A 24,560-nucleotide genomic window follows, 5' to 3' on the forward strand; every position below is an offset into this window, starting at 1 on the left:
CTACACCTGAAGCGGCGGATGCGTTCTTTCATAGCGCTCCGCTGTTCTTCTAAACAAATAGAGTAAGAAGCAGGCAGCTAATCCAAGACTCAAGCTATTACCAGCCCAGAAGCCATTGGCTCCTTGTAAGAAGGTGGGTACGTTTCCAAAAATATTAAAGCCCATGAGGTAGCCGCCGCCAAGGCCGACGCCCCAAAGTGATCCTGCATAAATGACCATGGGCCAGAACGCGATTCGATACGCGCGCAGAATAAATGCAGCAGTGACTTGCAGGGCATCAAATACTTGATACAAAGCAATAAATAAAAAGAGGGGGATAGAAAACATCTTCACTTCTTCTGGCGGATCATAGAGATCTAATAGCTGCATTCTGAAAAGCCAGACGGCTATACCAATCGTGATACAAGTAGCAGTTGTAAAGAAGACTGAAGACCAGCCGATCTCCTCAGCACGTTCTGGTTTATTTGCACCAATCGATTGCGATACCAATGTCATAGTTGCAATGGAGAGTGAGAGTGGCACCATATAAATGACGGTGCCCATATTGGCCACAATCTGATGCCCAGCTAATGCGGTTGTTCCTAAGCGTGCAATAAACAAGGACATGAAGGTAAAGGAAGTAACTTCAATCAAATAGCTAAAGCCAATAGGAGCCCCTAGTTTTAGCAATACCCAAATACGATGCCAGTCAGGAGGGCTAAAGCGCGCAAAGATCATAAAGGGTCTATAGAAACGATCCAATAGAACAAAGCCTAGGGTTAATAACATCCAGGTCCAGTTGATGATCACAGTAGCGACTGCGCAGCCAGGCCCACCCATACCTTCAATACCGAAGCCGCCGTAGATAAAGAGCAAGTTCAGGGGTAGTTTCAGCCCAAGACCAATGAGTTGAATGACGGTAATGACGGCAGGGCGAGAAACGGCATTGTGTAAGGCCATCAAGACACGCATCACCATACTGGCGGGTAATCCAATCGCCAGAATATTGAGATACAACTTGGCTTTGTCTTCTATATCTGGGCTCAGATGAGAAATCTCAAGTACATGATCTGCATTGGTCAAAATCAAACAACCAAGAATAGTCAGTCCTAGTGCAAGCCAGGTAGCTTGTCTGACTTCTTCGCCGATTTCGGAATATCGTTTAGCGCCAAAGAGCTGTCCAGCGATTGGTGCAAGAGCAGACACTACACCAGTAAGGCCCACATAAACGCTAATAAAGATCGCTGAAGCCATTGCTAAGGCAGCCAAGTCTTCGGCAGAGTAGCGAGCAGTCATGGCAGTATCGAGTACGCCAAAGGCTATCACTGCTAATTGGCCTATCAAAAGAGGGCCGGCGAGTTTGAGTAAAGCAGGAACGTCCTCGCGAAGTCGCGATAGTTTAAAGTGCAGCACTATTTATTCCGGGATCACTTCGTAAAGACGTAATCGTTCATCGCGGTCGGCGGCACGACGGTCTTCCCAAAGTAAATGTAGCTTCTTCTTATTCAGCTTTGCGAAGGCTTTAGCTTCAGATTGATTATGGGTGAGCATCCAAGGGCAATTGGAGTCATCACGCAGAGGAAGTTTCGTGAAATAACTAAAAGAGGCGAGCTGAGAATCACCGATATTACTGGTGTTAACGCAACCAGCACCAACTGGAACTACCTGCGCTAAACGAGCAGATACTTGACGATAGGTCTTGGCGTAGTTAATGGTTGGTAACCAGAGCGTCATCAAGAGCACCCACATCAAGGTAGTGCCAGATGCAGAAATAATCAGGCAGCGCCAGATTTCTTTGGGGGCGCGAGAAGTTCTCCAACGCACTACTGCAAGCCATACTCCAGTAATAGCAATGGCAACTACAAAGCCAAGCAGATTAAATTGACTTTCAAAGCCGGGAAGTAATCTATTAACATTGGAGGCAGTCGATTCTGGGAAGCCGGTGACTTTTGCTAACCAAATAATCCAAATAGCAATCGCAATGAGGGTAAAGCTAAACATCGCGAACCAATCGATAAAGCTAATTAAGCCTCGCTTGAGAACTGGCAGACTAAAGGCAGCAATGATGGATAGACTTGGAATCAAAATCATCAGGTCATGTTCATTGGCCTCTAGGCGGAACAGAACATAAATGAAGCTACCAATAAATAAGCTCAGTGGAATGCAAAGATGGGGGGCACGCCATGCGCCAGCCTCTTTGACTCGACCCCAGTGCGCTAATGAAATGATTGCGAGCGGCCACACAGGCCAAGCATAGGCCCAGAAGTTCACACTCAGGAACCCTAGGGATTCCATAGATGGGGTCGCTCTCATTTCTGGAACATTGCGCCAACCTTCTTCAGCAATGTGACGCAAATGAACTGGAAGATCCGCTAAATACCAAATGATTGGCCAAATAGCGAAACCAATTAAGCCCAAAACAGTGCTCGTTAATGTCCAGCGAAAACGCAGCTTAGCGTTGCTAGCGAGAACGGCAATGATCGTTGAGCTAACTACCATGAGACTTAAGGCGAGATTACTAGAGAGAGCAACAATCGCGATACCAAGACCAGTCCAAAGACCGCCTTGCCATGGCTTATCTAAGCCACGCACTGTTCCGTACAGCACGATGCTAATGCCCATGAGTTGCGCCATCATTGGCGTGGTTTCATGAGCGCGTTGCGCTAGACCGACGCAAGCTAAGAAGATGAGCAGTGCGCCATCCGCCAGAGTCATGCCATAACTCTTTAGGTCCGGTTGGCCACCAACAGCAAGTGCCATTGGCTGCACTTCACGACGACGACCTAAAAGATAGGTGGCATACCAAATTGCTAAGGCAGCAGAGAAGAAGCAAACAGCAGAGTAAAGACGTGCCGCATTGGCAGCACCAATCAACCAGCCAAATAAGTCAATGAAGGTCGCGCCAATCCAATAGGGAAGTGGCGCACCAAGAGAAGCATCGCGACCCGCGATATGCGGTACGATCCAATCTACAGAATTGCCGCGGAATAAAGTCCACATGCCGCCAAAGCCGATGGCATCTTCATTCTTCCAGGGATCCCGAAAGAAGAGGCCAGCAAAACCATAAACCAATGTCAGCGCAAAAATAATGATGCGCGGTATCGATTTAGTAGCGGCGGCGGTAAGTTTGACCATGAGCTCTATTTAAGCAAAAACAAAAAATAAAAAAGGCAGCAAACGCTGCCTTAATTATCTCGCAGGGTAGGTATTTCACATACCCTGCGAATTGAAGTGATTTAAGCCTTCTTCTTAGCTGGCTTTTCAGCAGCTTTAGCTTCTGCAGCAGCAGCTTTTTTCTCAGCTGTTTTAGCAGCGCCATCACCAGTAGCTTTAGCAACAGCTTTAGTACCGAATTTCTGACGGAATTTCTCAACACGACCAGCGGTATCCATGATTTTTTGGGTGCCAGTGTAGAAAGGGTGTGATTCAGATGAAGTCTCGATCTTGGCTAAAGGATATTCCTTGCCATCTTCCCACTTGATTGTCTCTTTAGTAGACATAGTGGAGCGAGTCTTGAAGCTGAAGTTATTGGAAACGTCTACAAAGACGATTTCACGATATTCGGGGTGAATGCCAGGTTTCATTTTGAGTCCTATGAGCGGGTAGCCGTTTAAGTTAATTAACCTAAATACTTTCCCAAGTTAAAAGCAATAAAGGGTGCAACAAAGGCGAAATTATGCCATGAAATCAATAACAAAGCGCACTTTCGGGGTCTAAAAGGGGCTAAAACAGCCCCTAGGACCCTAAATTAGCCTCCGCGACGCATCAGGTCGAAGAATTCGCCGTTGTTTTTGGTTGATTTGAGCTTATCTACTATGAAGTTCATTGCCTCGATATCGTCCATATCCGCCAGCAATTTACGCAATACCCAGATCTTCTGGAGGTTCTCAGCTTTCACCAAGAGCTCCTCACGACGGGTGCCAGACTTATTGAGGTTAATCGATGGGTAAACGCGACGCTCAGCCAGGCGTCGCTCAAGGTGAACTTCCATATTGCCCGTACCCTTGAATTCTTCATAAATGAGGTCATCCATACGGCTACCGGTTTCAATCAGGGCAGTAGCAATAATGGTTAATGAGCCGCCTTCTTCAATGTTACGGGCTGCACCGAAGAAACGTTTTGGACGTTGCAATGCGTTTGCATCCACACCACCAGAGAGTACTTTGCCTGATGAAGGAACAACGGTGTTGTATGCGCGAGCAAGACGGGTAATCGAGTCAAGCAAGATGATCACATCTTTGCCCATCTCCACTAAACGTTTTGCTTTTTCAATCACCATCTCGGCTACTTGCACGTGACGAACAGCTGGCTCATCAAAAGTAGAGGCAACGACTTCACCGCGCACGGAGCGTTGCATCTCAGTAACTTCTTCTGGGCGCTCGTCAACGAGCAAGACAATCAAAATCGCTTCAGGATTATTGGCGGCAATTGCGTGAGCAATGTGCTGCATCATCACGGTCTTACCAGACTTTGGTGATGCCACGATCAAACCACGTTGGCCGTAACCAATCGGGGAGATCATGTCGATGATGCGACCAGTCAGATTTTCTTCTGCCTTGATGTCGCGTTCCAAGCTAATCACACGGTTCGGGTGCAATGGCGTTAAGTTCTCGAACATGATGCGGTTCTTGAGGGCTTCTGGTGCCAAGCCATTGATCTTGTCTACCTTAACCAAGGCAAAGTAACGCTCGCCATCTTTAGGGGTGCGTACTTCACCTTCAACGCTATCACCAGTGTGCAAATTAAAGCGACGGATCTGCGCAGGAGAGATATAAATATCGTCAGGGGAGGCCATATAAGAGGCTTCAGGGGAGCGCAAGAAACCAAAACCATCAGGTAATACTTCTAAAGTACCGTCACCGAATACTGTTTCACCAGCCTTCGCACGTTTCTTCAGAATGGCAAACATCAATTCTTGTTTGCGCATCCGTTGCGTATTTTCAATCTCCAGACTAGCTGCCATTTCGAGCAGAGCGGATACGTGGAGGACTTTGAGTTCAGTTAATTGCATGTGGTTCTCGGGTGTTGATAAAGATGATTAGATCAATTGGTTTTGGGGTATCGCTGTGCTGAAGGAGATCAGACAGATGTGGAAAAACAGAATTTTGGGAATTTGCTTAAGAAAAAAAGGGGGGAGAGGTAAATTGCTGAAAATGGGCGCTCTATTGAAGGCGCTGTACTACTGTTAAACGCAATACTACACTAAAAAACCGGTCTTACAAGTAAGTAAAGCGGGAAAAACCACAGGCTCAACGGGTGAACCTGTGGTCTGAGACTATTTACAGATGACTATCAATAAAGGCAGACAACTGGGATTTGGCCAAAGCGCCTACTTTTTGAGCAGCCACAGTGCCGTTTTTGAAGAGGATCAGCGTTGGAATGCCGCGGATATTGAATTGGGCTGGAACGCCTTGGTTCTCATCCACATTCATTTTTGCGATTTGCAACTTATCGCCATATTCGCCAGCGAGTTCTTCCAGGATGGGCCCGATCATTTTGCAAGGACCACACCACTCGGCCCAGAAGTCGAGCAGAACAGGTTTATCGGACTTGAGGACGTCTTGTTCGAAAGAGGCGTCAGTTACATATTTAATGCCGGCACTCATGAAAATTCCTTATTTAGACTTATTTAGCGAGTTATTTAATTATGGCGTTACAACGCTTATATTAGCAATAAGCGGAACGTTCTGCTCAAAATACAAAAATTACTGAATTAATGCCTCAACCTTTTCCCACCATTTCTGATCAAAGGCAGCCACAGGCCTGGGCAATAACGCCCAATGGCCATGCGCTTACCCAATTAGCAGAAGGGATTTGGGGTTGCGCAATGCAAGCCAAGCAACGCCCCTTGGTGGTGCTCAGTACAGCTGGGCCGCTGATTGGGGTGAGGGCGGCTCTAGAGCAAAACCGACCAAAAGATCTACCAAGCAATATTGCCTTCTTACCGCAAGTCATGAGTTTTGCAGATTGGTTAGAAGCAGCGCCAGGTGCATGGCAGTTTCCAAAGAAACAAACCGATTTAGAAAGATGGTTATCGGTCTATATCAATCTGCGCAAACATCCCAAACTCAAAGCTTGGTTTAAAGCAGAGAGTGATTCGGGCGCGTGGGGTTTGGCAAAGTCTGTGATTGATGCCTGCGATATTTTGTCTGAAGCCATCATTCCGCAATTGTATGAAGAGTTAAATCAATTAACTAATACCAGCACGCTTGATGCAGAAGCGTGGACCAAGAAATTAGAAGCCCTATTAGAGAAAACAATCGCACTAGCGTATCCAGATCTTTCACGAAAAGTGGTTGATCAAGAGTCTGAAGTGTTGTTAACTTTCTGGCGCTACCTCAGCGGTGCTGGAGATGCCGTTTTTCGAAAGCAGTTTGCGATGGCAGCCCACTTAGATTTAGCAAAATCCAATCAAGAGCAGGCTCGCCCATTTATTTGGGTTCAGACTGCAGACCCCAAGCCGATTGACCAAGAGGTGATGGGCAAGTACTTGGCTAGCTATGCGCAATATGCTCCAGTGATCCAGGTTGCATTAGATTGGCAGCCGGTTGCCTTATGGTCTGAAGCGCTTGCTGGAGAGAGCCCAGCTGGTGAGCTAGTTGAATTAAATGCAGAGCAAGAGCAGCAACTCAATAGCAATATTAAAACAGCACCTTACCAAGATTGGCATTTGATCTCAGCCAGACGCTTTGAAGAGCTAGCCTGGACCGCCACCAAAACGATTGAGTCACATTTAATTGCTGGTAAAACGAATATTGCTTTAGTAGCGCAGGATCGCCTGGCGGCAAGACGGGTGAGAGCATTGTTAGCGCGTTTAGGCCCAGCCTTAAATATTCGTGATGAAACAGGTTGGAAGATTGATACCACTAGAGCAGCAGCGGCAATCAATAGTTGGCTAGAGTTGATTCGTGCGCCTAAGGAAGGGCCAACTGCTAGTGCCTTGCTCGAGTTTTTACAAAATCCTTATTTAGATATAGCGGCTTGTATAGAAAAATCTCCTGAGGTTTGTATTGGCCTAATTGCGCAACTCGAAGACATCTTGATTGCGAGTCAGGCAAAGTCTGGCTGGGAAACCTTTTATATGGCGATTGAGCGGGCCAATGCCTATGCGGCCACGCATGATGCTGCGCCCAATGAAGCCTTATTAAAGCTGCTCCAGTTTGTGCGGGAGCGGCACTATGCCTGGCAAGAGCTCAATCTCAATTGCTCCAATGCGTATGCGCTCTTGCAAAATAACTTGCAAGATACTGGTATGAGCAAGGCTTTGGAGCAAGATGCTGCAGGTAAGCAATTATTAGAGGTGATGAAATCCTTTGATTTGCGCTCAAGTGATTATCAAAGCATTGCTATGCGCTTGCCAGAGTGGATTAGTCTTATTAAATCTGTTCTAGAAGACGCTTCTTATGAGGAGACTGGCAAAGAGGCAAAAGCAAACTTAAGTATCTTGCCATTAAGCTCAACGCGATTACGTCAATTTGATGCGGTGGTAGTAGTGGGTTGTGATGAACAGCAATTGCCTGCGTTCTCAGAGCCACCATTGTTTTTCTCAGACGCATTAAATCGACTGCTCAAAACATCTACTATTAATGCGCAGTTCATTCAGCAAGCACGCGACTTATCGCAACTCCTGGTTTCTTGTCCAAGCGTTGATTTGCTCTGGCAAAGTAAAAGTAAAAATGGTGAGCCGCTCAGACCATCAGCCTGGATACAGCGTTTGCAGACGCAATTGCCGTATTGGAAGTCGGTGGTTGCAAAGCCCGATTCCTATAGTGGAAAAGCAAAACCCCTACAAAAGGCAGTTGCCACAATCGATCCGGATTTGCCTTTGCCACTCTCGATGAGTCCCAGCGCCTATAAGGCCTTAAGAGATTGTCCTTATAAATACTATGTGCGTAGCTTATTGGGCTTACGAGAAGCAAAAGAGTTTGAAGATGGATTTGATGCTTCATTAGCAGGGCAGTCACTGCATGCGTTACTACGCAATTTTTATCAAGCGCTCAAGACTGAAGAGCAAAAAGCAGATTCTCAAATCATCAACAATGCGCAGGCACGTCGTATGTGGATGGAGCGTGAGTTATCAGCAATTTCTGAAAAAGAATTTAAACGACTGATTGCAGGCGATAGCAGGGTACTTGGCACCTTGCGAGATTGGCAAAAACAAATCCCTAGTTTTATAGCTTGGCAACTCCAAAGAGAAGCTAGCGGATGGCGTTATCACAATGCTGAACATAAGGTCGGCTTTGACTTACATTTTGCTGATCTTGATGGTGAGCATCGCATCATTCGAATTGAAGGACGCGCTGATCGCTTTGATGTCAATATTCAAAACATAGGGCAGTCTGAGGTGATTGATTACAAAAATCAGTCAATGACCAAGATTAAAAAGCGCGCTGAGCATGTATTAGATGACCCTCAGCTACTCATTTACGCTCGTGCTGCAAATGAAGATCCTGCCAGCGCTCATCTCCAAGGCCAGCAAGTCGATCATGCCCAGTGGGTTTCGCTCAAGCTGGACATCAAGAGAGATAAAAAACTCATGAGGTCTTTAGAGGTGGTGGGTGTTCCAGAGTTAATGCCCGTTTTTAATCAGCAAATCACCGAAGATATGCAAAATCTCTGGTCTAGAAAAGAGATGACTGCTTTTGCACCGGATGGTGTCTGCAAATACTGTGAGGCAAGAGGGATCTGCAGAAAGGGGATGTGGTGAAAAAGTTCGATAACGCCATCGCCTGTGATCCTAGTAAGTCAGTCATTGTTTCTGCCTGCGCGGGTAGCGGTAAAACCTGGCTGCTCGTTGCCCGTATGATTCGACTCTTACTGGCTGGCGCTAAGCCATCAGAAATTCTCGCTTTAACCTTTACGCGTAAAGCTGCGCAAGAGATGCGAGATCGCCTCTACAGTTTGCTTGAGCAATTCTCAACCATGAGTGACGAAGCGCTGTTAGACGAATTAACTAAACGAGGTTTAGGTGATAGCGAGGCAAAAGCCTCGCTGCCTCAGGCTAAGACGCTTTATAACAAGGTACTCGCTAGCCCTCAGTCAATTGTGATTGATACCTTCCACGGTTGGTTTGGCAGGTTATTAAATGCTGCCCCGATCTCTGCAGCAGTACAGCCTGGCTTTAGTTTGCGCGAGGATGGCAAAAGACTATTAGACGAATGCTTAGATGATTGGTGGGGAGATCTGCCAGCAGATCTCAGGGCGCACTATGACGTTCTTCTGAAACACTTAGGTGCAAGCAATACTGAAAAGTTCTTGATGGGCAATTACGGCCTCATGAAACAGCGTGGCGCCTGGACTTTCTTTGTGGAGGCCTGCAAGCAAAAAGGCATTACTCCGATTGAACACTTCAAGCAATTTTTACCAAGACTCCATCTTGATAATCCTTTGCTACAGATGTGGAATGCACCAACAGCAAGGGCAGACCTTGAGTTTCTGGTGCGTTGCTTTGCGCATAGCAGTACTCAAGAGACTGAATTTTTACCACGCTTAGTCTCTACTCTAGAGTGTATGCAACGAGGCGGTGATGTCATGGAGGTTGCAAGCAATCTGCAGCTGGTATTTTTAAATGGAGATGGTGCATCCCGCTCTAATAACAATAAAGCGCTTGGAGCCGTTAAAACTTATCTTCAAAACGAAGGCTTAAGTCATCTCGAGTCAGGCCACATTGCCTACAAGCAAGCTTGGGCTCAAGCGTTTATGGAGTATTTGGATTGGCAAGCCGAAAAGGATGTTTATGAATTAAACCTTGCTTGGTTTGCAATGAGTGAGCGCATGATGGATCATGCTGCTGAAGCCAAAGAAGCGATGCGTGTACGTGATTTTGATGATTTAGAAATCGGTGTGAGTCAGTTAATGGCAGATTACGCTAACGCTGCTTACCTCCAAGCACGCTTAGATGCTAAATACAAACATATTTTGGTTGATGAGTTTCAGGATACCAATCCATTGCAGTGGCAGATTCTGCGCTCCTGGTTCGAGGCTTATGGTCAAACTCAGGATCGGCCTAGCGTCTTTATTGTGGGCGATCCCAAGCAGTCAATCTATCGTTTCCGCAGAGCCGACCCGCGTTTATTCGCAAGCGCAAAAGCATTCCTGGAAGCGGAGATGGGTGCGGTAGCGCTAGATCAAGATACAACGCGTCGCAATGCTCCCAAAATTAATGCGGCTGTGAACGATACTTTTGCGCGCTCGCAATTGCCACCTAGCTATGACTTTCATGAGCAAGATACTTTGTGGGAGCCATTGGTAGAGGGCTTACCGAATGAGGTCTATTCAAAAGAGGGTGAGGCTGCACTATTACCGCTCATTCCATACGTCAAAGAAGAGTTAGCCCCTCGAGAGGGCAATGCATTTGATGCGCCGATTACTGATGTGAACCAAACCGTTGCAGCTACTCAGCGCTATGTAGAGGGCCAAGAGATCGGTAAGCTGATTCATGAGGTCATAGCCACACGCCAAGTGATGGATGAAGAAGATGGCCGCAAGTTTTGGCGTCCCGCTAGAGAAAGTGATTTCCTATTGCTCGTCAAACGCCGTAAATATTTACCGCAGTTTGAAAGAGCCTTGCGTGAAGCCGATTTAGCTTATGACAGCTCCAGACTTGGGGGGCTGCTCAATACACTTGAGATTGATGATTTGGTAGCCTTACTCACGGTATTGCTATCACCGCGTCATGATTTACCTCTAGCGCAAGTATTAAGAAGTCCGATCTTTGGCTTTTCTGATCAACAAATGCAGTATCTGAGTATTGCCAAAGCCCATCAGCAATATCGCTCTTGGTGGGATGCCTTGCAAGATAGTCAAGATGCATCAGCCCAAAGAGCAGCTCGCTTTTTAGAGCATTGGCGTGTATTAGCAGAACATTTACCAGTTCATGACTTATTGGATCAAATTTATCAAGAGAGTAATTTGCGTTTTGAGTACGCAGTTAGTGCACAGCCTTTAGCTCGTGCACAGGTGGTTGCCAACCTAGATGCCTTTTTAGAGCTTTCTCTCAATCAGGATGGGGGTCGTTATCCAAGTCTAGGTCGCTTTATTGACGAGATCAACGCAATGCGTCGCAGTGATGACGATGAAACGCCAGATGAAGGTGATGTTGAGCTTGAATCTGATACCGAGCTAGTAGAAGTGGATGAAGATAGCGAGATGTCAGAGGAAGATCAGCATAAGCGCGTACGCCTCATGACAATCCATGGCGCCAAAGGTCTGGAATCTCCCTTTGTGATTATTTTGGATGCGAATCATACGGTTGGCGCATCGGATCATTCTGGCGTTTTATTAGAGTGGTCGCCTAATGATAGAAGTCCATCGCATCTCTCGATGTATACCAAGGCAGGCTTAACTTCACCACGCACTCAAATTCGGGAAGATGAGGAACTGATTAGCCTGAATGAAAACTGGAACTTACTATACGTGGCAATGACACGTGCCAAACAAGGCCTTTGGATTAGCGGAGTAGCAAAAGAGCCTACTACAAACAATTCCATTGGCCTTGATCAGAAATCTTGGTATGCCAGAGCTCAGTTTGGCAAGCTGTCTACTATAGAGTCTATTAAGACAAGCGCTACTCATTCTGACAGTGCAACCAAGCAGTCAAGCACGACAAAAGAGAGCTCTCCAGTTGCAGACACTTTCAGTATTGAAGATTTCCAGATTGCCTGGGAAGAAGCAAAACAAAGTCATCAACAACAGTTACGCGATATTGAGAGTGGAGCAACAGTTCAAGCAGCAGTTCAATCCACTCCAACAGCAGTAGAAAATGAACCCGACCCAGAAATATTGGAAGAGGGTGCAAACTTTCATAAGCTGCTGGAGTTCTTGACGCCAGACTCAAGCAATACTGCAAAGCCAGGGATGCCAAGTGAGCAAGAGATTATGAATTGGCTATCGGTAGATCAAGAGCAGGCGCAAAGACTGGTGACGCGTACACAGACAGTGCTAGAAGCATCAGCGCTCAAGCCTTACCTCACATCAGTACATTGGATTGCAGCTTGGAATGAGCTTGATATTGCTAGCCAAGAAGGTAAGAGCTACCGTATGGATCGCTTAGTGGAGTTAGATGACCATCTAGCAATCATTGATTACAAGCTCACCATTCCCAAAGAGGATAGCGAGATGTATGAAAAATACCGCAAGCAGTTACAGGGCTATCAAGCTGAGCTCACCCGCATCCGGAAAGATAAACCTAATAAGGCTTACTTGATTTCGTCTAAAGGTGAGATCGTGGAAGTAAAGTAAACCCTTAAGCAGCCGCCTTGTACTTGTTGGTGATCAAGGTTCCTTTATTCAATTTCTTTTCAACGGTTGAGATTGATTTAGACTCTCTTTTCACTTCACCAAGTACTTGATTGATGAAAGTTTGCCAGCCCTCACCCTTGGACTTATAAAAATCCAAAATATCTTTATCAATTCTCAAGGTAACTTGCTCTTTAGCTCCGCTACCTAATGGTCTGCCGCGACCACGCACTAGCGTAGGCTTGACTTTCTCCCACTCTTCATCCGTGAATGGCGTATTGTCAGGATCTGCCATTGCCGCTTTTGTAATGGCAGCATCCTCTTCAGCGCTGGGTCTAATTATTTTCTTTTTCATATCTCTCTACCTCGCGAGCATTTGCTTTTCGTAAGCTGATAATTCTCTTGCCTATTTTTAGTTCAACATAAACTACGCAATACAGGCGTTGCTTTATAAGTGCTAGTGCTACACACCTTTCCTCGCCATAATTTTTTCTGCTATCAATGTAGCTAATGGCAGAATCCCAATCCAGCAGTTTTGCATCTGAGAGGGATAGGCCATGTTTTGTAAGGTTTGAATTATTTTTTGCCGAATCATACGTGAGTTTCATCGTAAATATTGTAGTTACGTTAAATCATAACATCAATGAATTAATATAACTACAAAAATTAAGGGATTACTTGGAAAAGTGGGCTGGAATGTTAAATAAAGCACTATTATCGAATCATGGAACGTTTCCCCATCATGATTGAATTAATAGAAACCGTACAGCCTTGGTTGTACCGCGCCAGCATTTATCTATCGCACGCTTTCGTAGACGATCCAGTAATCCTCGCATTTGTGTTCTGCTAAATAAAAAACCACCGTATTCGGTGGTTTTTTATTTGAGACAAAAGAAAAATAAAGAGCAGAATTCAAAAGCCTTACTTAATCATCCCTGCGTTTTTGGCATCTTCCATGGCTTGGGCTGTTTTCTCTTTCATGAAGGCTGGCATTTTTGCCAAAGGTACATCCACAATCACAAATCCAGAGTCCTCTAACTTCTTCTTAGTTTCAGGATCTGCATTGAGTTGTGCGAAGTAGTCAGATAGCTTCTGTTGCAGCACTAGTGGGGTAGCTTTAGGTACAGCAACGCCACGATAGGCGCCGTCTACCCAGTTCAGGCCTAACTCTTTAAAAGTTGGCACGTCTGGAAGGGCAGGATTACGCTTCTCAGTAGCAATCGCCAGGGTACGCACCTTACCTTTTTGTTGAATGGCTAATGGCAGATAGCCCATGGCGCCATCAACGTGCATACCAATCAAAGCCGTAATCAAATCACCCGTGCCTTTAAAGGGAACGTAATTGATTTTGACACCAGCCAATTTATTGAGACGCTCAACAGCCATGTGATTGGCTGAGAACTGAGCCGAACCTGCCAAAGACATCTTGCCTGGATCTTTCTTGGCCGCAGCAATAAATTCTTGATAGGTCTTGTAAGGACTATCAGCAGAGACCATCAAAGCATCGGGAGTGAAGTGGTAGTAGTAGATCGCATTAATGTCTTCAGTCTTGTACTGAATACCTTCTTGCAGTGGCTGCAAGATTGTGTGCGGAATATTGACGCCTACTACTGTAGTGCCATCGGCTGGATAAGTATTGAGGGCGCTCCAGACTAATGCGCCACCAGCACCAGCACGATTCATGACCACCATAGGCTGCTTGAATTTCTTGGCAGAAATATCTGCTTGATAGCGTGCCACTAAATCAGACTCGCCAGCTGGTGGAAAAGGGATGATGTACTGAATCGTTTTATCTGGAAATGGCTGAGCGCTCGCTCCTGACAGCAATCCAATAGAAATGAAACAGGCGCCTAGTAAAACACCCAGAAATTTAAATCGCTTCATTTAGAAATCTCCTCAATTACTGCGTTAGTGACATCACTCATCATGGCTGTGCCGCCTAAATCACGAGTATGTAATTTAGGATTGGCGGTGACTTTTTCAATGGCGGCCATGAGCTTGGCTCCGAGTGCTTTTTCGCCCAAGAAGTCGAGCATCATGACTGCTGACCAGAAGGTGCCAATGGGATTGGCAAGACCCTTACCCATAATGTCAAAAGCAGAGCCATGAATGGGCTCAAACATCGATGGATAGCGGCGCTCTGGATCCAGGTTGGCAGTTGGTGCAATGCCTAGACTGCCTGCAAGCGCTGCAGCTAAATCACTCAGCACATCTGCATGCAAGTTGGTAGCCACAATGGTATCTAAAGATTCAGGGCGATTGACCATGCGCGCTGTTGCCGCATCTACTAATTCTTTATCCCAAGTAACATCCGGAAAATCTTTAGCAACAATATTGGCGATTTCATCCCACATCACCATGCCATGACGCTGGGCATTGGATTTGGTGATGACAGTGAGGTGCTTACGAGGACGCGACTGCGCTAACTTAAAGGCAAAACGCTGTACACGCTCAACGCCAACGCGAGTCATGATGCTCATGTCAGAAGCTACTTCAATGGGGTGACCTTGGTGCGCTCTACCGCCTACGCCAGAGTATTCACCTTCGGAGTTCTCGCGCACGATGACCCAATCGAGTTGACCAGGTTTGCAATTGCGCAGAGGGGTTTCAATGCCAGGAAGGATGCGAGTAGGGCGCACGTTCGCATATTGATCAAAGCCTTGGCAAATCTTTAAGCGCAAACCCCACAAAGTAATGTGATCCGGAATTTTTGGATCACCAGCTGAACCAAACAAGATGGCATCTTTAGAGCGCAAAGGTTCAAGGCCATCGTCGGGCATCATGATGCCGTGCTTGCGGTAGTAATCGCCACCCCAATCAAAGTGCTCAAACTGAAAAGCGACTTCAGGATGTTTTTTGCTTAAGGCAGTTAACACCTTCTCGCATTCAGGAATCACTTCCTTGCCAATTCCATCGCCTGGAATCGACGCTATCTTGTACGTCTTCATTTGTCTCCTACTGTTTTTATCTGAGTTACTTTGGTCAATGCAGCAATAACTTCTAAAGCCATTATGCAATCCATTGCTACTGAATAGAGGTGGGGTGAACTTGGGGTTTACGGCTAGTAGCCGCCCCCAAAAAGCACCCAAAAGGCATCAAAACAACAAAAACAGCTTCATTTTTACGATTTTTACATATACTGTATAAACATACAGTATATTAATGACTATGACGCAGCAAATGAACCCCGCCAAAGCAAGCCTTAGCCAAGCCCCACAAGCCTTGGCAGGCCATTTTGCTGCCTATGAGCTCAAACTCCTAAGCCACCGGATTTCGGCTGGATTCCCTAGTCCAGCGGCAGATTACGCCGAGGATGGCCTAGATCTAAACCATTACCTGGTTCAGAACAAGCCAGCTACCTTCATGTTTACCGTGAAGGGGGACTCCATGCTGGGCGCGGGGATTTGTGATGGCGACAAGGTAGTGGTTGATAAGGCTCTCAAACCAAAACACAAAGATATCGTGGTCGCGGTAGTCGATGGTGAATACACCATCAAGCGTCTTTATCAATTGCGCGGCCGCGTTGAACTCCAAGCAGAAAACCCGAACTATCAAGCCATTACCTTTAATGAGGGTAGTGAGTTGCAAATCTGGGGCGTGGTTGTTGGGGTAGTGCGCAAGTACAGCAATGCGAGCACAAGATATAACAAGGGGAGCAAGTGATGAGTGCACATTCACCATCAAACACATTGTTCGCCTTAGTGGATGTCAATAACTTCTACGTTTCTTGTGAGCGCGTATTCCAGCCAAAGTTAGAAGAAGTGCCAATGGTGGTGCTCTCGAACAATGATGGTTGTGCAGTAGCGCGTAGTGCTGAAGTCAAAGCATTGGGCGTAAAAATGGGAACGCCTTGGTTTCAGATACAAGCGTTGGCTAAGAAGCACGGCATCAAGGCTTGCTCATCGAACTACACCTTATATGGCGATATGAGTAGTCGCGTAGTCCAGGTGCTCAGAGGCTTTACGCCCAACCTCGAGGTTTACAGCATCGATGAGAGTTTTCTGCAAATTGAGACTGTCTTAAAGCAATACCAAGACACGATTGAGCTGGGACAAAAGATCAAGCAGCAAGTGAAAGACACCACTGGCTTACCAGTTTGTGTCGGCATTGGTGCGAGCAAGACTTTAGCTAAATTAGCTAATCATTTAGCCAAAAAACACCAGCAGTTCGCTGGCGTATGTGATGTGAATGCTATGGCAAAACCAGAGCTATATCAGTGGATGAGTGAGACTGAAGTGGGTGAGGTGTGGGGCGTTGGCAGACAAATCGCCAAAAAACTCAAAGCCCAAAACATTCAGAGCGTGTTTGATCTGTTGCAAGCTTCACCACAAGCAATGCGCCAACAGTTTGGTGTCGTGATGGAGCGCCTTTGCTATGAGTTGCGCGGTACTTCTTGCTTGCAGTTAGAGGAAGTAGCCCCCGCCAAACAACAAATTATTGCCTCACGCAGTTTTGGAAAGCTAGTGACCAGTCAAGTAGAGCTAGCGCAATCCGTTGCCACTCATGCAGCGCGCGCAGCTGAAAAACTCAGAACCCAAAACAGCATTACGGGCGCGCTCACAGTATTTATTCAGACAAACCCCTTTAAGCAACACGAGCCACAGCACCATCAAAGCATCACGATTCCATTGGTTGACCCTAGCGATGACACGCTGACCTTAACCAATGCAGCGCTAGAAGGTCTAAAGCAAATCTATCAACCTCACTTTCGATACAAGAAAGCAGGCGTCATTCTGAATCTGATTGGTGATAAGCCAACAGTACAGCAATCACTCTTTGAGGATATGGAAAGTAAAGGCAAATCAGCACATCTCATGAAAGCGATGGATGAGATCAATACTCGCTTTGGTAATGCAGCGATTCGATCTGCGGCTGCAGGAACTAACGGTACCAAGCAAGCATGGCAAATGAGATCAAGCAATAAATCACCGAACTACACCACCAAGTGGGATGAGTTACCGGTCGTGAGCTAGGGCGCTAGAGATGAAAAATAAAGAAAAAAACAACAGCAAAACCAATGATTTTTTACAAGCTCATTTCGTGAGCTTTAAGTCAATTATTCTGAATTCGTAGTGGTAACTAAAAGCAGTAACTCAATGACATAAGAGGAGAAGCAAATGAACACAATTAGTAACTTGATGAATAACTTTAATGGCATCTCATTGGCAGTGATCATGATCCTGTCGTATTGCGCAGTATTGAAAAATACCAAGCGTCATGAAAGTGCCACAAAACAGGCATTTAATCGCAGATCCCAGTAAGGGATACAAGCGGTCAAATTAAAAATCAGTTGTTGTAGCCGGTTTTTGCGGGGAATAGGGGGATCACGGACCTCTTATTCCCCTAATTCATTTAAGGGTTTGAGTACAATCACAAAGCCATAAAGTTCGTTAATATTCAAATATGACTGAAGACAAGCAAACCTATCTAGATAAAAAATTGCGTCCATTGCCGCGTTGGATATTTATGTCCCGCTGGTTACAAGCGCCCTTATATCTTGGTCTCATCGTAGCGCAGGGTGTATACGTCTGGCAGTTTTGGATTGAGCTAGTACATCTCATTCAGATGATGGCCAATAAGAGCATGACAGAGACTGGCTTAATGTTGGTGGTCTTAGGCCTGATCGATGTAGTCATGATCTCAAATTTATTAGTGATGGTGATTGTTGGTGGTTGGGAGACTTTTGTTTCGCGCTTAGAGTTGCAAAATCATCCTGATCAGCCAGAGTGGTTGTCTCATGTGAATGCTGGCGTTCTCAAGGTGAAGTTGGCAACCGCCATCATTGGTATTTCATCGATTCATTTGCTGAAGACGTTTATTAATGCGGCGTCTTATGATGAAAAAACCTTGATGTGGCAAACCCTCATTCATGTGACCTTTGTCTTGTCTGCTCTTGCTATTGCCTATACCGAAAAAATAGTGACAGCCGCCCATAAGCCACACTAAAGACTAGAAAAGATTGGGCAACCTAGTTATAGAGCCCTAAATTCTTGTGAAGTAGCTCCATCATGACTACCAATCCCTGCTTTGAATGCGGCATGTGCTGTCAGCACTTCCGTGTGAGTTTTTACCATGGAGAAATTGCCAGTAATGGCACTGGAGTGGTTCCTGGGGAGCTCACAATGAAACTCACGGACCACTTGGCTTGCATGAAGGGTACGGAGAAGGGTGGGGCACCCTGTATAGCCCTTAAACATACAACTGAAGAGGGGTGGCGCTGCTCAATTTATGAAAGACGTCCTAGTCCTTGCAGAGAATTTAATATCATTAACGAGGATGGATCACTTAATCCGGATTGCCAAAAGTTGCAGCAGATAGCAAAGTCTAGGCGATCACTAGGTTAAAAGTAGCCGCTTGGCCGATCCTCTTGTTATTGATATCGTATAAATTCCAAACAATTGCATTTTCAATATGAAAACGTTTGCCTGTTTTAGAAATTCTGGTCCCTGAATAGTTGTCGATATAGCCCTGCGCACTAACCTTTTCTAGCAATTCTTGTCGCTGTGCTTGGTTGATTGGCTCGGCAGATAACTTAGAGGGTAATTTGGTGAATTCGTCCCAATGCATTTCAAAAATTTCTTGGGCTTTTAGGTTCGCGTAAAAAAAGATAGGCTCCGCTTCATCATCATGTGCAAGAACGGCAAATGGGGCTTTGTATAAAAGTGCTCTAATATCAGAGTCAGCAGCGTTTAAAAGGGGTCTACCGAGTAATTGCTGAAAATGATGATTGATCAGCATGGCGAGATCTTGGCGAAAACCATTGATTTTGGCTGGGGCAGTTCTGTCGAGCATTTTGCTTGCTTAAAGGGCGGTTACCATGTGAAATATGGTACAAGATATGTAGATGGTCCGCCTGATTCAGTGAATTAGGAAGTGGGTGATGAGCAGGGCAAGCCACACATTGAATCAAGAGTGGATCAGAATGAGGATATTGTATTTTTAAGGTGTATTGATAATGTTAACCAAAACTCTTTTAAAAGAAATTCCAGCAGATTGTGCTGCTGAGATTAAAGCACTCTTTGGCGAGCGGTTTAGCATCTCCCCTCCAATATTGGATCATCACGGTCGCGACGAATCTCCTTATCCACTATTAGCTCCACAAGCAGTCGTCTTTGCGAATACCACAGAGGAGGTGGCTGCCTTAGTAAAGATATGTGATCGCTTTGAGGTTCCGATTATTCCTTTTGGTGCCGGAACCTCTTTGGAGGGGCATATTTTGCCGATCCATGGAGGTATTGCTCTTGATCTCAATAATATGAATCGCGTGATAGCAATTCATCCAGAAGACATGATGGTTACAGTAGAGCCTGCAGTGAGACGTAAGCAACTCAATGCTGAACTCAAGGATACGGGTTATTTCTTTCCTGTAGATCCTGGAGCCGATGCCTCTATCGGTGGAATGTGCGCTACGCGTGCCTCAGGTACTAATGCAGTACGCTATGGAACGATGCGTGAAAATGTTTTGGCGCTCACGGTTGTTACAGCATCAGGCGAGATTATTCGCACAGGCACTCAAGCAAAAAAATCTTCTGCTGGTTATGACTTAACCAGACTTTTTGTAGGCAGCGAAGGTACTTTGGGGATCATTACTGAGATTACGTTAAAGATCTATCCTCAGCCAGAAGAGATTGCGGCAGCTATCTGCAGTTTTTCAAGTGTTACCGAAGCTGTCAATGCAGTCATTGAAGTCATTCAGATGGGTATCCCTGTTGCTAGGGTCGAGCTAGTGGATGAATTGGCAATTGCAGCAATCAATCAGCACAGCAAGCTCTCTCTCAAGCCATCGCCCACACTGTTTTTTGAATTCATTGGCTCACCGCACTCAGTTCAAGAGCAGGCGCAACATGCCCAAGAGATTGTAAAGACTCATGGAGGCCAAGATTTTGAGTGGGCGATACACCCAGAAGACAGAGCTCGCCTATGGCATGCTCGTCACAATGCCTACTTTGCTTGCTTGCAGTTGCAAGCGGGTTGCCGAATTATCAATACCGATGTGTGTGTGCCCATTTCTAAATTGGCGCAGTGTATTGATGAAACACGCAAGGACTTAGATGGGTCTTGGATTAAGGCACCCATTTTAGGCCATGTAGGCGATGGTAATTACCATGTTCTGCTAGTGATTGATCCTGATAAGCCAGAAGATTTTCAGGAGGCGGAGCGTTTAAATGCCGCAATCGTACAGCGCGCATTACGTCTTGGAGGAACTTGCACTGGCGAGCATGGAGTAGGCATGCATAAAATCGATTTTTTAGTCGATGAGCATGGTGCTGCCGCTATTGATGTCATGCGCACTATTAAGCAAGCCTTAGACCCTAAGAATATTCTCAATCCCGGAAAAATGATCAGGGTCTAATTGGGCAAAAGCCATCATGACGATGGCTCACCAGCAGCAAACAATGCCAGCAGCTATTTATTTAGCTTCTAAGGCCTTACGTAAGTATCCAGAAACATTGTCTTGCCGTAATAACCATTGCTTGTAATCGCTTGGAACCTGGCTAATTAGTTCGCCTTTGTGTTTGCCGTAGGGCATAACCGTCGGAATGCGGGCTTTCTCAGACATTTCCCACAAAGCATCTAAGGAAACGGGGCGTAATTGATCAATAATCTGCTTCACAATTTTGGAGCAGATCCACACATCGGCTAAAGCGCTATGGGCATTGCGCAATTGATCGCGGGCGGTATCGCGCTCAAAATGATAAAGGAGAGCGCTTTGAGTATGGCTATCAAGATTGGGCCAAAGGCTACGCGCCAGCGCCAAAGTGCAAATACGTTTGACGTCTGGACTGCCAATAGCCACCCAGTCAAAATCAATGTTATGACCTATTAGATACTTAGTGCCAGCGGGTAGTCTAAAAGAACTACTCGCGGGACAGTTCACCAGCTCTTCATCCATGATGTGATGGGTGGCTAGCGCACCCAAGCTAATGGGTTTTCCTGGGTTGTAACGCTGTACCCATGGGTTACTAACCCCAAATGGATTGAGGGAGATGACATCGAGAGAGGCTGCCTCAATAATGACCGCATCGTTCTTATCGGTTGCTTCTACATCAAAAATAATAGCTTGTGTCATGAGTGGCTTTATGAGATTTAACGGACAAGGTTATTGTGCCTTGCAATGTCATAAGAGCATGCAATAATTTCAAAAAATACAGGGGGTTTTGCCCTATTGGGGTAGTAATTCGAAGTATTTAAAGTAATGGAGTCCTAAAAAATATCACTCATATGGAAAGCTAGCCATGACGCAAGAGTCCCGTCGTAAATTTTTAAAAACCACAGCAATCGGAGTTGCAACCATTGCCAGTAATGAGGCTTTATCAAGCGCCCCTGAAGTTCGAAAAATTATTCCACCCAATTTGGATGAAGCCTATTTGGGTCAGAAAATATTGTGCTATCGACCCATGCGTCATGGCTCACCAAATTTAAGCGTAGTACAAAACGGCAATAAAGTCGTTGCACATAATTATGGTCACGGTGGTAGCGGTTGGACTTTAGGGCCTGGCTCTGCAAGTTACGTCAACTCTTTGATGATTAACTCTAAATATAGTGATGCCTTATCAAATAAATTAACACCAATTGCAATTATTGGCGCTGGTGTCATTGGGCTTTTTACTGCCTATGACTTAAATAAACGGGGTTATCGCAATATCACGATCTATGCTGATCGCGTAGACTCACTAACATCGCATAATGCTGGCGGTTTATTAGCACCAGTCTCCATGGATAATGCTCCAGACATGCAGGCTACCATCGATCAAATTGGTATAGATGCCTATCGTTTTTATGACAGCATTGCCAAAAATAAAAATAGTGACTTAAAGGGCGGCGCCATCATTGTCCCCACCTACTTTAATGATCGTGAGGAATCGGGTTTAGAGCCCTATGTTGGAAAAGTAATGCAGCCTGCAAAAGAAGTTGTGCTCGACTTTGGTAATGGTACGACTCGAAAAATGGTGGCATATGATGATGGTATTTATATGGATACCGCCATTCTGATGGTTGAGCTGCATAAATACATGAGTGCACACAATATTCCTATTGTGAAAAAGAAAATTAATTCTTTTGCCGATTTGTCGCAAAGATTTATTTTTAATTGCAGTGGCTTAGGCTCCAGTCAACTTGCAAACGACTCTAAAGTGATTCCTGTACAAGGGCACTTGATCATGCTCAAGAATCAAATCCCACAGAACTTGAATTACATGATTTTGGTTTACTTTGGAGAGGGAAGTACTGAGGCGAATCAAAAGGTAAAGCGTTCGTTCTATATCTTCCCTAAGCGTTTAGCCAATGCAGGACCACAAGATTTTGGTGTGGTAGGCGGAACTTTTGTTGAAGGCGGCAATCCGAATACGCCCAACCTAAAAGAATTTGAACTTCTGCTTGAGGGTGCAAAGAAATTCTATGGCGTCAGTTAATGCTATTCTGATGTGAACCCTCTTGTAATTGCATCAATCCATTTTAAAAAGGAAGTACATTGAGATCATTAATGGCTATCGTCTTAGCGTCTATTTTTTCGATGGCATTTGCCCAGCAAAAAACGACCATTATTCAGACTGAGCAGATGCAGCAGGCGCTTGCTCGAGGCGCGATTATTTGGGATGTACGCGATGAAAAGAGTTACTTAGAGGGCCATATCCCGGGAGCAGTCAATATCGGCGAGGTTGGTAGCGTACTGCGTGACCCGAATAAGGAAGACTACATTCCTACAGAGCAGATCCAAAAGCTTTTTAACAGTGCTGGATTGGATGTGAATCGGGATATTGTGGTCTATGGTGCACGCGGTAATCCATATGCTTATTTTGGCCTGTACACCATTAACTATTTTGGCGGAAAAAACGCGCAGATTTACCATGATGGTATTGACGGCTGGAAGCAGGCGGGTTTGCCAATTCAAAAGGAGCGCCAAACTTTAGAGCCAGTATCTGTAGTGCTTATAGCTCAGCCTCAGTTGGTCGTTAGCAATGAGGAAATGCTGAAGATTGTCCAATCTAAGTCTGCGCAAATTATTGATACGAGAACGCCCGATGAATTTACGGGTAAAGACGTTCGAGCCATTCGGGGTGGGCATATTCCGAATTCTGTCAATATTCCCTATGAGGATAATTGGCAAGATCCAGCAACTGCTATTAAGTTACGCAAAAAACAAGTTTCGGATAACTCCGGTATGGCCCTGAAAAATCAAACAGATCTCAAGAGGCTGTATGCCAATCTCGATCCCGACAAGGAGACCGTGGTGTATTGCCAAAGTGGTGTGCGTGCAGCAGAAACAGCAGTCGTGTTAAAAACCTTAGGCTTTAAGAAAGTCAAAGTTTACGACTCAGCATGGCTAGGGTGGGGTAATAACCTGAAAGCACCCGTGGCCGATGAAACCTTCTTAAATGTAGGCGCACTCAACGCAAAGATGACTGCAATGCAAAATAAAATTAATCAGCTAGAAGAAGCCCTGAAAAATAAAAATAACTAATACGGATTTTTTGAAGATCTCCTGCAGCATTTTTGATCATTCTTGAATGCTTTGTAATCGTTGGGAATGCTCGCCTTATTCCTACGTTTAAATCATCAAAAATCCATCGCTATTGCAATCTGAAGGCTCTACGCTGAAATCTTCTATATAGAAGGGAGTAGGCTTTGCGAGTTTCTATTGAGTGTTCTCATAAACAACTGCAACTATTCAGAATTTCCTTGGATGCGCGAACCGTCCTTGTTTTGGTGATTATTTGGGTGATTTGGGGAATTTTTAGAGTCCTGAAGATATTCTAAGATTGCCCTCTTTGATATTTAGGGATGTGCAAACACTATCGATAGGTCTGATTTAACAACAGCTTTCCATAATTCAAGATGCACCCTTTGAAATTCAAGTAATCTATAAATAATTTGTGGTGCTACCTAATATTTCAATCCAAAGAGATGGCTTTATGAATAAGATTTTGGCAGGATTATTGATTTTGATTTACCAAGTGCTAGGCATTCAAAATGCCCATGCCTACTTACAGGCTGTGCCTGGATATGTCGGAGACGGCAGTCTTTATTTGGAGACGTATTCCATTGTCAGAAATGGCTCATCTGCATCCTTAATGTATGTAGAGAACTTTAATCAACCGCAAGCTTATGGTTCTAAAACGTATTTATCCAAAGCAACTGAAGTGCGACTAGATTGCTCCGGCAAAAGAATATTTGCACTTGCGGAAGCTTTTTACTCACAAGCAGATCTTCAGGGCTCTTTACTTGGGAGGTTTCCTTTGCGTGATGAATTTGGTTCTACTCCTGCTCCTGGAAGTTGGAATGACAATCTTTTAAATCTAGGGTGTGGATTTTCGCTGTAAAAGCACTACTTAATTGCATTAGCA

General features: G+C 45.3%; 23 protein-coding genes. 12 read left to right on the forward strand and 11 right to left on the reverse strand.

Annotated elements, in window-relative coordinates:
- The 5 genes from B6A14_RS06770 to trxA all read right to left on the reverse strand — a co-directional run bounded on the left by B6A14_RS06770 (position 1) and on the right by trxA (position 5,585).
- Positions 1–1,392, reverse strand: coding sequence for an MATE family efflux transporter (locus tag B6A14_RS06770; RefSeq protein WP_087909735.1), 1,392 nt, complete (start codon positions 1,390–1,392; stop codon positions 1–3).
- A gap of 3 nt (positions 1,393–1,395) precedes the next feature.
- Positions 1,396–3,114, reverse strand: a complete 1,719-nt coding sequence (locus B6A14_RS06775; protein ID WP_087909736.1) for an ArnT family glycosyltransferase — start codon at positions 3,112–3,114, stop codon at positions 1,396–1,398.
- 101 nt (positions 3,115–3,215) lie between these two features.
- Entirely contained in the window at positions 3,216–3,563 is a 348-nt protein-coding gene (locus B6A14_RS06780) for a type B 50S ribosomal protein L31 (protein ID WP_087909737.1), read from the reverse strand.
- A gap of 164 nt (positions 3,564–3,727) precedes the next feature.
- Positions 3,728–4,990: a transcription termination factor Rho gene (gene rho, locus B6A14_RS06785; RefSeq protein WP_011903147.1), complete on the reverse strand. Its 1,263-nt coding sequence runs from the start codon at positions 4,988–4,990 to the stop codon at positions 3,728–3,730.
- A gap of 268 nt (positions 4,991–5,258) precedes the next feature.
- On the reverse strand, positions 5,259–5,585 hold the full coding sequence (trxA, locus tag B6A14_RS06790) for a thioredoxin TrxA (RefSeq protein ID WP_087909738.1): 327 nt from the start codon (positions 5,583–5,585) through the stop codon (positions 5,259–5,261).
- A 110-nt stretch (positions 5,586–5,695) separates the two neighbouring features.
- Here trxA and B6A14_RS06795 point away from each other — a divergent pair, with 110 nt between their 5' ends.
- Together B6A14_RS06795 and B6A14_RS06800 are read left to right on the forward strand one after the other, a co-directional pair.
- Positions 5,696–8,686, forward strand: a complete 2,991-nt coding sequence (locus tag B6A14_RS06795) for a PD-(D/E)XK nuclease family protein (RefSeq protein WP_087909739.1) — start codon at positions 5,696–5,698, stop codon at positions 8,684–8,686.
- Positions 8,683–12,219, forward strand: coding sequence for a UvrD-helicase domain-containing protein (locus B6A14_RS06800; protein ID WP_236635686.1), 3,537 nt, complete (start codon positions 8,683–8,685; stop codon positions 12,217–12,219). Before B6A14_RS06795 ends, B6A14_RS06800 begins: the two co-directional genes overlap by 4 nt.
- A 4-nt stretch (positions 12,220–12,223) precedes the next feature.
- On the opposite strand, the gene B6A14_RS06805 is transcribed toward B6A14_RS06800, so the two are convergent.
- Positions 12,224–12,571, reverse strand: a complete 348-nt coding sequence (locus tag B6A14_RS06805; RefSeq protein WP_087909741.1) for a BrnA antitoxin family protein — start codon at positions 12,569–12,571, stop codon at positions 12,224–12,226.
- Positions 12,552–12,824 carry a BrnT family toxin gene (locus B6A14_RS06810; protein ID WP_087909742.1) on the reverse strand — a complete coding sequence of 91 codons (273 nt, stop codon included), beginning with the start codon at positions 12,822–12,824 and terminating at the stop codon, positions 12,552–12,554. The genes B6A14_RS06805 and B6A14_RS06810 overlap by 20 nt, the downstream gene beginning before the upstream one ends.
- A 116-nt stretch (positions 12,825–12,940) precedes the next feature.
- Between B6A14_RS06810 and B6A14_RS10480 the strand changes: the two genes are divergently transcribed.
- A complete protein-coding gene (locus tag B6A14_RS10480; protein WP_269088044.1) occupies positions 12,941–13,066 on the forward strand; it encodes a hypothetical protein in 126 nt (41 codons plus the stop codon).
- A gap of 71 nt (positions 13,067–13,137) precedes the next feature.
- Here B6A14_RS10480 and B6A14_RS06815 read toward each other — a convergent pair whose 3' ends face one another.
- Together B6A14_RS06815 and B6A14_RS06820 are read right to left on the reverse strand one after the other, a co-directional pair.
- The gene (locus B6A14_RS06815; protein WP_087909743.1) at positions 13,138–14,100 is read right to left on the reverse strand and encodes a tripartite tricarboxylate transporter substrate binding protein; all 963 of its coding nucleotides are present in this window, start codon (positions 14,098–14,100) and stop codon (positions 13,138–13,140) included.
- Positions 14,097–15,164: a tartrate dehydrogenase gene (locus tag B6A14_RS06820; protein ID WP_087909744.1), complete on the reverse strand. Its 1,068-nt coding sequence runs from the start codon at positions 15,162–15,164 to the stop codon at positions 14,097–14,099. Before B6A14_RS06820 ends, B6A14_RS06815 begins: the two co-directional genes overlap by 4 nt.
- 214 nt (positions 15,165–15,378) lie before the next feature.
- On the opposite strand from B6A14_RS06820, the gene B6A14_RS06825 reads away from it, so the two are divergent.
- From B6A14_RS06825 to B6A14_RS10575, 5 genes are all read left to right on the forward strand, one after another.
- Positions 15,379–15,879 carry a LexA family protein gene (locus B6A14_RS06825; protein WP_087909745.1) on the forward strand — a complete coding sequence of 167 codons (501 nt, stop codon included), beginning with the start codon at positions 15,379–15,381 and terminating at the stop codon, positions 15,877–15,879.
- A complete protein-coding gene (locus B6A14_RS06830) occupies positions 15,879–17,189 on the forward strand; it encodes a Y-family DNA polymerase (protein ID WP_087909746.1) in 1,311 nt (436 codons plus the stop codon). The genes B6A14_RS06825 and B6A14_RS06830 overlap by 1 nt, the downstream gene beginning before the upstream one ends.
- A 144-nt stretch (positions 17,190–17,333) precedes the next feature.
- Positions 17,334–17,477 carry a hypothetical protein gene (locus tag B6A14_RS10320; RefSeq protein ID WP_201721488.1) on the forward strand — a complete coding sequence of 48 codons (144 nt, stop codon included), beginning with the start codon at positions 17,334–17,336 and terminating at the stop codon, positions 17,475–17,477.
- Positions 17,478–17,619: 142 nt separating this feature from the next.
- On the forward strand, positions 17,620–18,162 hold the full coding sequence (locus B6A14_RS06835; protein WP_087909747.1) for a TIGR00645 family protein: 543 nt from the start codon (positions 17,620–17,622) through the stop codon (positions 18,160–18,162).
- Positions 18,163–18,254: 92 nt separating this feature from the next.
- Positions 18,255–18,560 carry a YkgJ family cysteine cluster protein gene (locus B6A14_RS10575; RefSeq protein WP_407947077.1) on the forward strand — a complete coding sequence of 102 codons (306 nt, stop codon included), beginning with the start codon at positions 18,255–18,257 and terminating at the stop codon, positions 18,558–18,560.
- Here B6A14_RS10575 and B6A14_RS06845 read toward each other — a convergent pair.
- Positions 18,541–19,008 carry an MEKHLA domain-containing protein gene (locus B6A14_RS06845; protein WP_087909749.1) on the reverse strand — a complete coding sequence of 156 codons (468 nt, stop codon included), beginning with the start codon at positions 19,006–19,008 and terminating at the stop codon, positions 18,541–18,543. The two genes, B6A14_RS10575 and B6A14_RS06845, sit on opposite strands and share 20 nt — an antisense overlap.
- 163 nt (positions 19,009–19,171) lie before the next feature.
- Here B6A14_RS06845 and B6A14_RS06850 point away from each other — a divergent pair, with 163 nt between their 5' ends.
- A complete protein-coding gene (locus tag B6A14_RS06850) occupies positions 19,172–20,569 on the forward strand; it encodes an FAD-binding oxidoreductase (RefSeq protein ID WP_087909750.1) in 1,398 nt (465 codons plus the stop codon).
- 57 nt (positions 20,570–20,626) lie between these two features.
- Here B6A14_RS06850 and B6A14_RS06855 read toward each other — a convergent pair whose 3' ends face one another.
- Positions 20,627–21,286, reverse strand: a complete 660-nt coding sequence (locus B6A14_RS06855) for a putative quorum-sensing-regulated virulence factor (RefSeq protein ID WP_087909751.1) — start codon at positions 21,284–21,286, stop codon at positions 20,627–20,629.
- Positions 21,287–21,452: 166 nt separating this feature from the next.
- On the opposite strand from B6A14_RS06855, the gene B6A14_RS06860 reads away from it, so the two are divergent.
- The 3 genes from B6A14_RS06860 to B6A14_RS06870 all read left to right on the forward strand — a co-directional run bounded on the left by B6A14_RS06860 (position 21,453) and on the right by B6A14_RS06870 (position 24,536).
- Entirely contained in the window at positions 21,453–22,628 is a 1,176-nt protein-coding gene (locus B6A14_RS06860) for an FAD-dependent oxidoreductase (RefSeq protein WP_087909752.1), read from the forward strand.
- A gap of 71 nt (positions 22,629–22,699) precedes the next feature.
- Positions 22,700–23,677, forward strand: a complete 978-nt coding sequence (locus tag B6A14_RS06865; RefSeq protein ID WP_087909753.1) for a sulfurtransferase — start codon at positions 22,700–22,702, stop codon at positions 23,675–23,677.
- Between the two features lie 451 nt (positions 23,678–24,128).
- Positions 24,129–24,536, forward strand: coding sequence for a surface-adhesin E family protein (locus B6A14_RS06870; protein ID WP_087909754.1), 408 nt, complete (start codon positions 24,129–24,131; stop codon positions 24,534–24,536).
- The last annotated feature ends 24 nt before the right edge of the window (positions 24,537–24,560 follow it).

This window comes from Polynucleobacter hirudinilacicola (genome assembly GCF_002192535.1).
Lineage (GTDB): Bacteria > Pseudomonadota > Gammaproteobacteria > Burkholderiales > Burkholderiaceae > Polynucleobacter > Polynucleobacter hirudinilacicola.

Coding starts and splice junctions, on each gene's coding strand:
- B6A14_RS06775 (WP_087909736.1), bottom strand. CDS start 3,114: ATGGTCAAACTTACCGCCGCCGCTACTAAATCGATACCGCGCATCATT.
- B6A14_RS06780 (WP_087909737.1), bottom strand. CDS start 3,563: ATGAAACCTGGCATTCACCCCGAATATCGTGAAATCGTCTTTGTAGAC.
- rho (WP_011903147.1), bottom strand. CDS start 4,990: ATGCAATTAACTGAACTCAAAGTCCTCCACGTATCCGCTCTGCTCGAA.
- trxA (WP_087909738.1), bottom strand. CDS start 5,585: ATGAGTGCCGGCATTAAATATGTAACTGACGCCTCTTTCGAACAAGAC.
- B6A14_RS06795 (WP_087909739.1), top strand. CDS start 5,696: ATGCCTCAACCTTTTCCCACCATTTCTGATCAAAGGCAGCCACAGGCC.
- B6A14_RS06805 (WP_087909741.1), bottom strand. CDS start 12,571: ATGAAAAAGAAAATAATTAGACCCAGCGCTGAAGAGGATGCTGCCATT.
- B6A14_RS06810 (WP_087909742.1), bottom strand. CDS start 12,824: ATGAAACTCACGTATGATTCGGCAAAAAATAATTCAAACCTTACAAAA.
- B6A14_RS10480 (WP_269088044.1), top strand. CDS start 12,941: ATGGAACGTTTCCCCATCATGATTGAATTAATAGAAACCGTACAGCCT.
- B6A14_RS06815 (WP_087909743.1), bottom strand. CDS start 14,100: ATGAAGCGATTTAAATTTCTGGGTGTTTTACTAGGCGCCTGTTTCATT.
- B6A14_RS06820 (WP_087909744.1), bottom strand. CDS start 15,164: ATGAAGACGTACAAGATAGCGTCGATTCCAGGCGATGGAATTGGCAAG.
- B6A14_RS06825 (WP_087909745.1), top strand. CDS start 15,379: ATGACTATGACGCAGCAAATGAACCCCGCCAAAGCAAGCCTTAGCCAA.
- B6A14_RS06830 (WP_087909746.1), top strand. CDS start 15,879: ATGAGTGCACATTCACCATCAAACACATTGTTCGCCTTAGTGGATGTC.
- B6A14_RS10320 (WP_201721488.1), top strand. CDS start 17,334: ATGAACACAATTAGTAACTTGATGAATAACTTTAATGGCATCTCATTG.
- B6A14_RS06835 (WP_087909747.1), top strand. CDS start 17,620: ATGACTGAAGACAAGCAAACCTATCTAGATAAAAAATTGCGTCCATTG.
- B6A14_RS10575 (WP_407947077.1), top strand. CDS start 18,255: ATGTGCTGTCAGCACTTCCGTGTGAGTTTTTACCATGGAGAAATTGCC.
- B6A14_RS06845 (WP_087909749.1), bottom strand. CDS start 19,008: ATGCTCGACAGAACTGCCCCAGCCAAAATCAATGGTTTTCGCCAAGAT.
- B6A14_RS06850 (WP_087909750.1), top strand. CDS start 19,172: ATGTTAACCAAAACTCTTTTAAAAGAAATTCCAGCAGATTGTGCTGCT.
- B6A14_RS06855 (WP_087909751.1), bottom strand. CDS start 21,286: ATGACACAAGCTATTATTTTTGATGTAGAAGCAACCGATAAGAACGAT.
- B6A14_RS06860 (WP_087909752.1), top strand. CDS start 21,453: ATGACGCAAGAGTCCCGTCGTAAATTTTTAAAAACCACAGCAATCGGA.
- B6A14_RS06865 (WP_087909753.1), top strand. CDS start 22,700: ATGGCTATCGTCTTAGCGTCTATTTTTTCGATGGCATTTGCCCAGCAA.
- B6A14_RS06870 (WP_087909754.1), top strand. CDS start 24,129: ATGAATAAGATTTTGGCAGGATTATTGATTTTGATTTACCAAGTGCTA.